Below are 13,149 nucleotides of genomic sequence, written 5' to 3'. Positions count from 1 at the left end.
GCTGTAAGGCTTAGAAGTGCGCCATGGTTTCGGTGAAAGTCACCGTACCCTTGGGCCCCAGGGTGCGCGTGATGACCCGATACATCGTGGCAGGTGCTTCGTCGGTCGGCACGTCGGGCTCATAAGCCTGGTTGCTCAGCCCCTTGCTGTTGCCGGCGACCACATCCGGGATCGGCGGGCGGGCACATTGGCCGTCGCCCATCACGATCGGCCCTTCCGCGCTGCACATGCGGGTGATGACGTAGCGGACCTTGTCTGCGCCCACCTCAATCACCCTGGAGGGCTGGATACACACCACCCCGACCGGGACGCCGTAGACCTTGCACCCATTCGAGTCCCAGTCCACCTGCGCTTGCACGTTGGCGGTCCCTACCGTGGCACCCGTGGCATCGAGCGTGTCGATGCTGGTGGCGTAATAGCCCGTATCTCCACCGATGTCTTTGTAGAGATTGCTGCCATTGACTTCGCCGGCCAGCCAGGTCAGGGCCTGCTCTGCGGCGCGTCCGCCAGCCATCAAGCCGGACTGCTTGAAGGCCAGATTGCCCAGCGCAAGCACGCCAGTGTCGACAGCACGGATCAGTGCCACCGAGCCCAGTGTCAGCGCTACCAGGGCCAGCAGGGCAAACACCAGCGTCACACCCCGTTGCCGGCTTTCCTTCCTGCAAAGATTCATGTCAACTCCCTCACGGGCCGGCCGGCGGTGCTGCCACGGGCAGTTTGGACTTCCAGCGCTGGTTGCGCAGCGGCACGATGGTGTCGAAGACCTGATAGCGGTAGTGCTTCCAGTCCGCCAGACCATCAACCTTGAGTTCCACGCACATGCTGGCACCGCAGGGCTTGGCTCCCGCGACCGTCGCGGCGCTGCCCACATCCCACAGAGGATTGCTCTGCGTCACCTCTTCCTTTTCGTACTGCGTGCTGCGCGCCACTACAGCAAGCCGCACCGAAAGCATGCCGAGCCAGCCGTTCTGGTCGGCCGGGGTCTGGTTGTCGTAGGTATCGACAGCACCGTCACCGTCGCCGTCGTGCCCGTACATGGCTTTCAACATCACCACACCGCTCTGCAGTTCGGTCACCTGCCTTGACATGTTTGCCGTGTTCAGGCGGCTCATCGTCAGGCGCTGTTGCTTATCCACGGTATAGATCCAGTCGTTGAACTGCCCCATGTTGACGAGGAAGCTACCCGAAGGATTCAGCGGTAGGCAGGCATCCGAGCAGGGCTCCTGCGTCGCTTGAGCAGGGAAACCAGCGGCGTTCCATGCTCCCTGGGTCGCACGCTGGATGCCGCGTACCTGCACACCGGTGACCTGGAACATTTCACACGGCAAGCCGGCATTGACAACGGCCACCATCAAATCGCCGACGGACGCGCCAATGGCCGAGTAGACGGTGTAAAGCGTGCCGCCTGCGGCATATTGCGGCGGCGTGGTGCGCATCGGGATGGTGTAGCCCACCTGATTGGGCACCCCCGCATTCGATAGGATGGCCTTCGAGCTGGAGAGCACCCGCACCTGGTCGCTGGCATCGTTCCCTCCTGCCGTGATGATCACCGGGGCCAGCACCGGCGGCAGCGCCGGCGCCACAGCGCCGTTGAAACGCGCGTCCAACTGGCAACCGACCGCAGCGGGCTCGCTCGCGAAACCATAGCCCCCCATCGCCACTTCGCGCTGCACCTGAAAAAGTGCCAGCGAGCCGGCAATCAGCGCGTCGGTGCCTTGCGTCGTGCCGCGCCGCTGCCCTTCCGCGGCACTCAGCACGGCAGCGATCACCAGGGTGCAGAGCAGCCCGATCAGCAGGCCGATCATCATCTCCACCAGGGTGAAGCCGCGCTGGGTGGAAAGGTGGCACGATTGCTTGGACATGGCTGGTTCCGCGCAGAGCTAGGAAATGACGGCGCGCATGTCAAAGCGACTGCTGCCCTCGCCAGGCCTGGTCCAGAAGATCTCGATATGGACCTCCTGGTTGGCGGCGTCCCAGCTCAGCTCGGCCTTGCCCAGCGGCAGGGCGCGCTCGAGCTTGCTCAACCAGTCCGCACAGGGTGCATGCGCCTTGCAGGCGTCGGTGCCGTAGCTGGGCAGATTGGCCGCGGTATCGGCCCACATCTTGCCCAACAGCTCGTTGCCCAGATTCGCAGCCTCGGTGCGGTACTTGGCATTGCCCTGGGCCTTGGACATCGAAGCCTGCAGCCCGACCACGCCCAGCACGCCAAAAGCGAAGATCAAGATGCCCACCATGGCCTCGAGCAGGGCAACGCCACTTTCGGCTCGCCGGCCAGGCCTGCTTTTCAAGGCTCGATGCATGTTCACGATCTGCTCCGTCAAAGGCATCGACGCGGATCACCCGCCCCGGCGTTGGGGTCACACATGCGCACCGCGCCCCCCACATCCACCAAGATGCGCAAATTGCGCGCCCCGCCATCGGCGTGGCTGATCTCCACCGTCGCGATCGGCGTCACCGTGCTGGCGACCTGACCAAGACTGTTGAAGATCACCTGTGGGGCCGGTGCGCCATTGCTGTCGGTGGCAGTCACGACGACCGAACGCCCGCCTTCGGAGGCGGCCCACTTGTCCACCAGCAAAGGGTCGGCGGTCACCGACGGCATGGCCGAGCACTTGCCATCAGGACTCTGGATACTGATGACCCAGGAGGCCCCATTGGCACTGACCGCGCAGGAATCGTTGAGAGCCCCGCCGCCTGGCTGCGTTACCAGCCAGAAGCTAACCGACGCGTTGCGCCGCAGCGCTTCCATGCGCGCGCGTTCCAGGCCTGCCTTGATCGCGTCACCAGTATTGCGAATAGCGAGGCCGCGGATCCACAGGCTTACGTCGGGCAAGACTGCGAACACCACAAGGCCAAAAATTCCCATGGCCACGATCACCTCGACCAAGCCAACGCCCAATTGCGGACGGCACGACGCTTGCCCAAACGGGGCAACGCTGTGGTACTGCCGGCGGGGCCTGATGCCAAGGCGCATATCAACACTCATCGCCGCGCATAAGCCAGCATGCCTTGTTCATTGAATCGCCCTTGAACAAGGTCGTCGCTCGAGCGTTGTCCTGTGTCAGCGTGTAGATATGGCCGACGGCCTGCCCCGAAACCCCTTTTGCCGTCAAGACATAACCTTGACCTGAGTCGGTCAGCTCGCAGCTGAATTCAAAGTACTTGGCTCCGCCCGGCCTGAAGTTATTCCACGGTGGTGAGACCGCCCCGCTTGCGCAGGCGCCGGTACCGTAGGAGCGATTGTCCAGATAGAACTGCTCCATCTTGATGCGGTAGTCCGACAGCGCGGTCATGGACTCGGGCACTTGGCCTCGCCGCACGTAGTCGCGATAGCTGGGCAGCGCAAGCGCCCCGAGCACACCGATCAGCCCGACCGTGATCATCATTTCAATCAAAGTGAAGCCGCTGACCGTCTCGCGATACCGGCCTATTGGCTTGCGTGCACTGGTTCTGATCATGGCCCACCCATTTCCGATTTAGGCTGCATGGTGACGCCGCGCCGCGACATCGCCTCTACTACTGTTCGGCCGGATTCTGAGCAGCAAGCCTGTTCAAGGTCGTGCGGAAGTTCACGCCGGACCAGGCGGACACGACAAGCGGGGTCGTGCCCGCGATCAACGGTCTTTCGGTGTAACTGTCTGCGTGCGCGCACAGCCAGACATCGGTCGAGGATGGCGAGGCCATCCCCGAAGGCAAAGAAAAAGGCCACCCGGAGGTGGCCTTTTGAGGGGATGGGATGCGGGTGCTCAGCGCGGCAAATCGCTGCTGCCCATCAGGAATTCGTCCACCGCGCGCGCCGCCTGGCGGCCTTCCCGGATGGCCCAGACCACCAGCGATTGGCCGCGGCGCATGTCGCCGGCGGCAAACACCTTGGCCACATTGGTCTGGTAGCCGCCGGTGAAGTCGACCGTGGCCTTGGCATTGCCGCGTGCGTCCTTGCTGACGCCGAAGCCATCCAGCACCGTCGCCACCGGGCTCACGAAGCCCATCGCCAGCAGCACGAGGTCGGCCTTCAGCACCTGCTCGGAGCCGGGCACCTCGACCATCTTGCCGCCCTGCCATTCGACACGCACCGTCTTCACGCCGGTGACCTTGCCCTTCTCGCCCAGGAACTCCTTGGTGGCGATGGCGAACTCGCGCTCGCAGCCCTCCTCATGGCTGCTGGAGGTGCGCTGCTTGATCGGCCAGTAGGGCCAGGTCAGCGGCCGGTCCTCGACCTCGGGGGGCTGCGGCATGAGCTCGAACTGGGTCACGCTCTTGGCGCCATGGCGGTTGCTGGTGCCCACGCAATCGCTGCCGGTGTCGCCGCCGCCGATCACGATCACATGCTTGCCATCGGCGCGCAGCTGGCCCTTGAGCTTGTCGCCCGCGTTGACCTTGTTCTGCTGCGGCAGGAATTCCATCGCGAAATGGATGCCGACCAGCTCGCGGCCGGGCACCGGCAGGTCGCGCGACTGCTCGGCACCGCCGGTCAGCAGCACGGCATCGAACTGGGCCTTGAGCTCGTCGGGCGAAATGCTTTCCTTGGCCCAGTTGGTGACCTTGCTGTCCTCGGGCAGGGCCGCGACGATCACGCCGGTGCGGAACACCACGCCCTCGGCCTGCATCTGCTCGACGCGGCGATCGATGTGAGACTTCTCCATCTTGAAGTCGGGAATGCCGTAGCGCAGCAGGCCGCCGACGCGATCGTTCTTCTCGAACACGGTGACGCTGTGGCCGGCGCGTGCCAGCTGCTGCGCCGCCGCCAGGCCGGCCGGGCCGGCGCCCACCACGGCGATGGTCTTGCCGGTCTTGCGCTTGGGCAGCTGGGGCTTGACCCAACCCTCGGCCCAGGCGCGGTCGATGATGGCGTGCTCGATGGACTTGATGCCCACTGCGTCGTCATTCACGTTCAAGGTGCAGGCCGCCTCGCAGGGCGCGGGGCAGATGCGGCCGGTGAACTCGGGGAAGTTGTTGGTCGAGTGCAGCACGGCAATCGCATTCTTCCAGTCACCCCGGTACACCAGGTCGTTGAAGTCCGGAATGATGTTGTTGACCGGGCAGCCGTTGTTGCAGAACGGCGTGCCGCAGTCCATGCAGCGCGCGCTCTGCACCTTGGCCTGATCGGCATTCAGGCCGATGACGAATTCCTTGTAGTTCTTCAGGCGCGTGGCGACGGGCTCGTAGCCCTCTTCCAGGCGCTCGTACTCCATGAAGCCGGTGACTTTTCCCATGATGATTCCTACTTCCGTACTTCCGATTAAGCCTTGACGGGCTTGGCCGCGGGCGCAGGCGCCTTGGCCTGGGCGATGGTGTCGGCGGCTTCCTTGGCGGCGTTCTGCTCGCCCAGCGCGCGCTTGTACTCATGCGGGAAGACCTTGACGAACTTGCTGCGCGAATCGGCCCAGTGGTCGAGGATGTCGCGCGCGCGCTGGCTGCCGGTCCAGCGATGGTGGTCCTCGATCATCTTCTTCAGAATGGCCTCGTCGGTCTGTGCCGCGGCGCCCGCCAGGTGGTGCCACAGCGCCGAATCCACGCTGCGCTCCTGCTCGTCGGCCGGCAGCAGCTTGTCCAGCGCCACCATGCTGGTGTTGCAGCGCTTGGCGAACTGGCCGTCCTCGTCATACACATAGGCGATGCCGCCGCTCATGCCGGCGGCGAAGTTGCGGCCGGTCTTGCCCAGCACCACCACGGTGCCGCCGGTCATGTATTCGCAGCCATGGTCGCCGGTACCCTCCACCACCGCCGAGGCGCCGGACAGACGCACCGCAAAGCGCTCGCCCGCCACACCACGGAAGAAGGCCTCGCCGCGCGTCGCGCCGTACAGCACGGTGTTGCCGACGATGATGTTCTTGGTGGCGTCGCCGCGGAAATCGATCGAGGGGCGCACCACGACGCGGCCGCCGGAGAGGCCCTTGCCGGTGTAGTCGTTGGCATCACCGATCAGGTAGAGCGTGATGCCCTGGGCCAGGAAGGCACCGAAGCTCTGGCCGCCGGTGCCCTCCATCTGGATGAACACGGTCTGGTCGGGCAGGCCCTCGGGCAGGCGGCGGATCAGCTCGCCCGACAGCATGGCGCCCACGGTGCGGCGCACATTGCTGACCTGCTGCATGAACTGCACCTTCTCGCCACGCTCGAAGGCGGGCAGGCACTTCTCGATCAGCTTGACGTCCAGCGCGCGGTCCAGGCCATGGTCCTGCACGTCCACATGGGTGCGCGCCACCTCGGCCGGCACCGCCGGACGATGGAACACGCGGCTGAAGTCCAGGCCCTTGGCCTTCCAATGGCTGATGCCCTTCTTGGTGTCCAGCAGATCGCTGCGGCCCACCAGTTCCTCGAACTTGCGCATGCCCAGCTGGGCCATGATCTGGCGCGCTTCCTCGGCGACGAAGAAGAAGTAGTTCACCACATGCTCCGGCTTGCCCGAGAACTTGGCGCGGAGAAGCGGGTCTTGCGTGGCCACCCCCACCGGGCAGGTGTTGAGGTGGCACTTGCGCATCATGATGCAGCCCTCCACCACCAGCGGCGCGGTGGCGAAGCCGAATTCATCCGCGCCCAGCAGGGCGCCGATCACGACGTCGCGGCCGGTCTTCATCTGGCCGTCGGCCTGCACGCGCACGCGGCCGCGCAGGCGGTTCAGCACCAGGGTCTGCTGGGCCTCGGCCAGGCCCAGTTCCCAGGGCGTGCCGGCGTGCTTGATGGAAGACCAGGGCGAGGCACCAGTGCCGCCGTCGTGACCGGCGATCACCAGGTGATCGGCCTTGGCCTTGGCCACGCCAGCGGCGATGGTGCCCACGCCCACTTCGGAGACCAGCTTGACCGACACATCGGCGCGCGGGTTCACGTTCTTCAGATCGTGGATCAGCTGGGCCAGATCCTCGATCGAATAGATGTCGTGGTGCGGCGGCGGCGAGATCAGGCCCACGCCCGGCACCGAGTAGCGCAGGAAGCCGATGTAGTCGGACACCTTGCCGCCCGGCAACTGGCCGCCCTCGCCGGGCTTGGCACCCTGCGCCATCTTGATCTGGATCTGGTCGGCCGACACCAGATACTCGGTGGTCACACCAAAGCGGCCCGAGGCCACCTGCTTGATCTTGGAGCGCAGCGAGTCGCCCTGCTTGAGCTCGTAGTCGACCGCGATCACCTTGGAACCGACCACATCGCTGATCTTGGTACCGGCGTTGATCGGGATTCCCTTCAGCTCATTGCGATAACGCGCCGGGTCCTCGCCACCCTCGCCGGTGTTGCTCTTGCCGCCGATGCGGTTCATCGCCACGGCCAGCGTGGCATGGGCCTCGGTGCTGATCGAGCCCAGCGACATCGCGCCGGTGGCGAAGCGCTTGACGATCTCGGCCGCCGGTTCCACCTCTTCCAGCGGAATCGCCTTGCTGGGGTCGATCTTGAACTCGAACAGGCCGCGCAGCGTCATGTGGCGCTTGCTCTGGTCGTTCACCAGCTGGGCGTATTCCTTGTAGGTCTCGAACTTGCCCGAGCGCGTGCTGTGCTGCAGCTTGGCGATCACGTCCGGCGTCCACATATGCTCTTCGCCACGGGCACGCCAGGCGTACTCGCCGCCGGCTTCCAGCATGTTCTCCAGCACCGGGTCGTCGCCAAAGGCGGCGCGGTGCAGGCGGATGGCTTCTTCCGCCACCTCGAACACGCCGATGCCACCCACCTGGGTGGGCGTGCCGCGGAAGTACTTCTCGACGAAGTCCGCCTTCAGGCCGATGGCCTCGAAGATCTGCGCGCCGCAGTAGGACATATAGGTCGAGATGCCCATCTTGGACATGATCTTGGAGAGACCCTTGCCCAGCGCCTTGATGTAGTTGTAGATGGCCTTCTCGGCCGAGAGATTGCCCGGCAGTTCGGCATGCATGGCCACCAGGGTTTCCAGCGCCAGATAGGGGTGCACGGCCTCGGCGCCGAAGCCCGCCAGCACCGCAAAGTGATGCACCTCGCGCGCATTGCCGGTCTCCACCACCAAGCCGGCGGTGGTGCGCAGGCCCTCGCGCACCAGATGGTGGTGCACGGCGGAGAGTGCCAGCAGCGCCGGGATGGCGACGCGGCCGGCGCTCAGATGGCGGTCGGTGATGATGAGAATGTTGTGGCCGGTCTTGATGGCGTCCAGGGCTGACGCGCACAGCGACGCGAGCTGTGCTTCCACGCCCTCGTGGCCCCAGGCCAAGGGGTAGGTGATGTCCAGCTCATAGGGCTTGAACTTGCCATTGGTACGCGCTTCGATGCCGCGCAGGCGCGCCATGTCCTTGAAGTCCAGGATGGGCTGCGAGACCTCCAGGCGCATCGGCGGGTTCACCGCATTGATGTCCAGCAGATTGGGCTTGGGGCCCACAAAGCTGTTCAGCGACATCACGATGTTTTCGCGGATCGGGTCGATCGGCGGGTTCGTCACCTGGGCGAACAGCTGCTTGAAGTAGTTGTAGAGCGGCTTGTCCTTGCTGGAGAGCACAGCCAGGGGCGAGTCATTGCCCATCGAGCCGGTGCCCTCTTCGCCATTCGTGGCCATCGGCGCCATCAGGAACTTGATGTCCTCCTGGGTGTAGCCAAAGGCCTGCTGGCGGTCCAGCAGCGAGGTCTCGAAGCTGGCCGGCTTGACCTCGTCGAGCTCGATGTCGTCGAGGCGCACGCGCACGTTCTCGATCCACTGGCGATAGGGGCGCGCATTGGCGAACTGGTTCTTCAGCTCCTCGTCGTCGACGATGCGGCCCTGCTCCAGATCGATCAGGAACATCTTGCCGGGCTGCAGGCGCCACTTCTTGACGATCTTGCTCTCGGGGATGGGCAAGACGCCGGACTCGGAGGCCAGCACCACCAGATCGTCATCGGTGACGCAGTAGCGCGCCGGACGCAGGCCGTTGCGGTCCAGCGCGGCGCAGACCTGGCGGCCATCGGTGAACACCATGGCGGCCGGGCCATCCCAGGGCTCCATCATGGCGGCGTGGTACTCGTAGAAGGCGCGGCGGCGCTCGTCCATCAGCTCATGCTGCTCCCAGGCCTCCGGGATCATCATCATGGCGGCATGGGCCAGCGGGTAGCCCGACATCGTCAGCAGCTCGATGGCGTTGTCGAAGGTGGCGGTATCGCTCTGGTGCTCGAAGCTGATCGGATAGAGCTTCTTCAGGTCATCGCCCAGCACCGGCGACTTCATCACGCCCTCGCGCGCGCGCATCCAGTTGAAGTTGCCCTTGACGGTGTTGATCTCGCCGTTGTGCGCCACCATGCGATAGGGGTGGGCCAGCGGCCATTCGGGGAAGGTGTTGGTGGAGAAGCGCTGGTGCACCAGGGCGATGGCCGACACCGTGCGGGGGTCGGCCAAATCCTTGTAGTACTTGCCCACCTGGTCGGCCAGCAGCAGGCCCTTGTAGATCACGGTGCGGCAGCTCATGCTGGGCACGTAGTACTCGCGGCTGTGCGTCAGCTTCAGGGCCTGGATGGCGCTGGAGGCGGTCTTGCGGATCACATAGAGCTTACGTTCCAGCGCATCGGGGACGATGATGTCCGGGCCACGGCCGATGAAGACCTGGCGGATGATGGGCTCCTTCTCGCGCACCGTCGGCGACATCGGCAGCTCGGCATCCACCGGCACATCGCGCCAGCCCAGCAAGACCTGACCCTCGGCCTTGATGGCGCGCGCCAGCTCCTGCTCGCAGGCCAGGCGCGAGGCATGTTCCTTGGGCAGGAAGATCATGCCCACGCCGTACTCCCCGGGCGGAGGCAGGGTGACGCCCTGCTTGGCCAACTCCTCGCGGTAAAGCTCGTCGGGGATCTGGATCAGGATGCCAGCGCCGTCGCCCATCAGCTTGTCGGCGCCCACGGCACCGCGGTGATCCAGGTTCTCCAGGATCTTCAGGCCCTGCTGCACGATCATGTGCGCCTTCAAACCCTTGATATGGGCCACGAAGCCAAGGCCGCAGGCGTCCTTCTCGTTGGCAGGGCGATATAGCCCCTGCTCGGCCAGGGCCTGGATTTCCTGCGCGCCTGCGCTCAGTTGCTCACCGTTTACTGCTGCCATGGCTGGCCTCCACATTCGACAAATCGGGAATGGCCGCAAGATTAATGCGCTGCAGCAAAATCAACAAGTTTGATTAAACGGGGTCAGAGTCGATTTAAGTAAATGTCAAGCGAAGACTTGGCAATAAATAGGGACACAGTCAAAAAGCCTTGGCCTTTGCGGGCCGGCCACGCGGCCTGGGCGTTACCGGTCGCTGCGTCTGCTCGCTCAGTTTTTGCAGGAATTGGGCCGAGCCCAGCGGCCAGCCCTTCAGTGCCGAATCCACCAGCAGCTGGCGTTCGGCCTCACTGCCGCCCTCCTGCAGCAAGGCCCGATAAAGCATGTCGCGCTCAAAAGGCGTGTTGCCCAAGGCCCAGAACTGGGCATGGTCGGTCACCAGCGGGTCGCGCCGCATGCCGAGGTGATGCTGGCAGCTCGACCAGGGATAGTCTTCGGGGTTCAGCGCCAGGCCCGCGCGCACCGGATTGAGCTCGATGCTACGCATCGCCGGCAGCAGGTAGGCGGCGGGCTCCAGCACCGCGGCTCGGTAGCGCCCCTCCCAGAGCGTTCCGATGCGGCCATGCTTCTGGTTGAACCAGGCCACATAGCGGCGCCCCAGCGACTGCATCATGCGGCTCATGCCCTCCGCGGTGCTGGGGGTCAGCAGCAGATGCACGTGGTTGTCCATCAAGGCATAGGCATGGATGGCCACCTTCTGGGTGGCGGCGCATTCATGCAGGGCCGCCAGGTAGTGCCGGCGATCCTCATCGTCGTGCACGATGGCCTGACGGTTGTTGCCGCGCTGGATCAGGTGATAGGTATGGCCGGCGAGCGGCAGTCGAGCAAGTCTTGCCATGGGTTCAGCATTGAGTCTGACCCCATTATCGGACGCGGCGAGAATCAGCCGAACAGGCGCTGGCCGGTCAGGCGTTCGTGCTCTCTGAGGGCAAAGCGGTCGGTCATGCCGGCGATGTAGTCGGCGCATGCGCGGGCATGGTCCTCGCTGTCGGCAAAGTCGGCCGGCAACTGGGCCGCATCAGCGAAGTAGGTCTGAAACAGATCACGCAGCACCCGCTCCGCCCGGCCGCGCGTCGCCTGCACCTGCTCATGGCGATAGAGATTGGCGAACAGAAACCGCTTGAGCTCGCTGCTGGCCGCACGCATCGCGGCGCTGAAGCGCACCAGGGGTGCGGCGCCGCGCACCGCTGCGATGCTGACCGGATCCAGCTCGGCCAGGCTCTGCCCGGTCGCACGGATGATGTCGTAAACCTGCTCCGACAACATGCGGCGTATGGTTTCGGCCAACAGGCGCTTGCCGTTCAAGCCCGGATGCGCATGCAGGCTGCTGCGCAAATGCTCGGCCACCAGGGGCACCTGCTCCAGCTGCTCCAGGCTCACCAGGCCCGAGCGCACGCCATCGTCCACATCATGGGCGTTGTAGGCCACCTCGTCGGCCAGATTGCAGAGTTGCGCCTCCAGGCTGGGTTGGCCGCCGCGCAGAAAGCGCGCCGCCACACCGTCGGGCTCCTGCGCCTCCAGCAGATTCGCGTTCCGCCTGGAGCAATGCTTGAGGATGCCTTCGCGGCTTTCGAACGTCAGATTCAGCCCGTCGAAGCTGGGGTAGCGCTGCTCCAGCCTGTCCACCACACGCAGCGACTGCAGGTTGTGCTCGAAACCGCCATGCGCCTGCATGCAGTCGTCCAGCACATCCTGGCCGGCGTGGCCGAAGGGCGTGTGGCCGAGGTCGTGCGCCAGCGCGATGGTTTCGATCAGATCCTCGTCCAGCTGGAGGCTGCGGCCGATCGATCGTCCCAGCTGCGCCACCTCCAGCGAATGCGTCAGGCGCGTCCGGAACAGATCGCCCTCGTGATTCAGGAACACCTGGGTCTTGTAGACCAGGCGCCGGAATGCGGTGCTGTGGACGATGCGGTCACGGTCGCGCTGGAACTCGCTGCGCGTCGGGGCCGGAGGCTCGTGAAAACGGCGGCCGCGGCTGCGCGCCGGGTCAGCTGCGTAGCGGGCGCGCATCATGGCCGGCTGCGCCTCTCTTTATGCGCAATGCGCCTGCAGCACGGCATCCACCAGCGCCCCGTCGGCGCCATGCATGCCGGCCTTGCCCAGTGCCTCGATCAGCACGAAGCGGATCTCGCCACCCTCGGCCTTTTTGTCGACGCGCATCAGCTCGAGATAACGCTGCAGCCCCAACTTGGGCGCGGTCACGGGCAAGCCCGCACGCTCGATCACGCGCCGCATGCGTGGCAGGAAATCGGCCGGCATCAGCCCCTTGCGCACCGAGAGGTCACTGGCCAATACCATGCCGCAACCCACCGCCTCGCCGTGCAGCCAGTTGCCGTAACCCAGCCCGGTCTCGATGGCGTGGCCAAAGGTATGGCCGAAGTTGAGGATGGCACGCAGGCCCTGCTCGCGCTCGTCCTGCCCAACCACCCAGGCCTTGATCTCGCAGCTGCGCTTGACGGCGTAGGCCAGCGCACCCTTGTCGCGCGCGCGCAGCGCATCGATGTGGGCCTCGATCCAGGCCAGGAACTCTGCATCGGCGATCGGGCCGTATTTGATGACCTCGGCCAGGCCGGCCGAGAGCTCACGCTCCGGCAAGGTATCGAGCGTGTCCAGATCGGCAATCACGCGCTCGGGCTGGTAGAAGGCGCCCAGCATGTTCTTGCCCAGCGGGTGATTGATGGCGGTCTTGCCACCCACCGAGGAGTCGACCTGCGACAGCAGCGTGGTGGGCACCTGCACGAAGGGCACGCCACGCATATAGACCGCGGCGGCAAAACCCGTCATGTCGCCAATCACACCGCCACCCAGGGCCACCAGCACGGTCTTGCGATCGGAAGCCGTGCGCAGCAGGGTATCGAAGATCTGGTTGAGCGAGTCCCAATCCTTGTACTGTTCGCCATCGCGCAGCAGCACGGCGTCGACACGGGCATAGTGCCCCAGCAGTTGCTGACGGCAGCGCTCGAGATACAGCGGCGCAACGGTCTCGTTGCTCACGATCAGGGCGGCCGAGGCCTTGGGCAAGCCCTGCCAGGCGAGCGGATCGCTCAGTTGGCCGGAGCCGATGCGGATGTCGTAGCTGCGTTCGGCGAGGGAGATGCGGACGGTCTGCAGAGAAGAATCGGGCGTGCTCATGCGCTGAAGTG

Annotated in this window: 10 protein-coding genes; all 10 read right to left on the bottom strand. The window is 65.1% G+C overall.

What is annotated here, in order from left to right:
- Positions 1-10 precede the first annotated feature (10 nt).
- A complete protein-coding gene (locus PFX98_RS12880; RefSeq protein WP_285230906.1) occupies positions 11-673 on the bottom strand; it encodes a hypothetical protein in 663 nt (220 codons plus the stop codon).
- Positions 674-683: 10 nt separating this feature from the next.
- Positions 684-1,862 carry a PilW family protein gene (locus PFX98_RS12875; protein ID WP_285230905.1) on the bottom strand — a complete coding sequence of 393 codons (1,179 nt, stop codon included), beginning with the start codon at positions 1,860-1,862 and terminating at the stop codon, positions 684-686.
- A gap of 18 nt (positions 1,863-1,880) precedes the next feature.
- The gene (locus PFX98_RS12870) at positions 1,881-2,222 is read right to left on the bottom strand and encodes a type IV pilus modification PilV family protein (protein WP_285230904.1); all 342 of its coding nucleotides are present in this window, start codon (positions 2,220-2,222) and stop codon (positions 1,881-1,883) included.
- Between the two features lie 95 nt (positions 2,223-2,317).
- Positions 2,318-2,878, bottom strand: a complete 561-nt coding sequence (locus tag PFX98_RS12865; RefSeq protein ID WP_285235585.1) for a GspH/FimT family pseudopilin — start codon at positions 2,876-2,878, stop codon at positions 2,318-2,320.
- Between the two features lie 97 nt (positions 2,879-2,975).
- Positions 2,976-3,458: a type IV pilin protein gene (locus PFX98_RS12860; protein WP_285230903.1), complete on the bottom strand. Its 483-nt coding sequence runs from the start codon at positions 3,456-3,458 to the stop codon at positions 2,976-2,978.
- A gap of 288 nt (positions 3,459-3,746) precedes the next feature.
- Positions 3,747-5,213, bottom strand: a complete 1,467-nt coding sequence (locus PFX98_RS12855) for a glutamate synthase subunit beta (protein ID WP_285230902.1) — start codon at positions 5,211-5,213, stop codon at positions 3,747-3,749.
- Positions 5,214-5,239: 26 nt separating this feature from the next.
- Positions 5,240-10,009 (bottom strand): glutamate synthase-related protein, encoded by a 4,770-nt coding sequence (locus PFX98_RS12850; protein WP_285230901.1) that lies wholly within the window; start codon positions 10,007-10,009, stop codon positions 5,240-5,242.
- 139 nt (positions 10,010-10,148) lie between these two features.
- The gene (locus PFX98_RS12845) at positions 10,149-10,844 is read right to left on the bottom strand and encodes a transposase (RefSeq protein ID WP_285230900.1); all 696 of its coding nucleotides are present in this window, start codon (positions 10,842-10,844) and stop codon (positions 10,149-10,151) included.
- 44 nt (positions 10,845-10,888) lie between these two features.
- Positions 10,889-12,019: a deoxyguanosinetriphosphate triphosphohydrolase gene (locus PFX98_RS12840; protein ID WP_425334598.1), complete on the bottom strand. Its 1,131-nt coding sequence runs from the start codon at positions 12,017-12,019 to the stop codon at positions 10,889-10,891.
- A gap of 18 nt (positions 12,020-12,037) precedes the next feature.
- Positions 12,038-13,138: a 3-dehydroquinate synthase gene (gene aroB / locus PFX98_RS12835; RefSeq protein WP_285230899.1), complete on the bottom strand. Its 1,101-nt coding sequence runs from the start codon at positions 13,136-13,138 to the stop codon at positions 12,038-12,040.
- Between the last annotated feature and the right edge of the window lie 11 nt (positions 13,139-13,149).

The organism is Paucibacter sediminis (assembly GCF_030254645.1).
GTDB classification, from domain to species: domain Bacteria; phylum Pseudomonadota; class Gammaproteobacteria; order Burkholderiales; family Burkholderiaceae_C; genus Paucibacter_B; species Paucibacter_B sediminis.
Note: the sequence above shows the minus strand (reverse complement) of the source record. Positions and strands in the feature narration are given on the sequence as shown.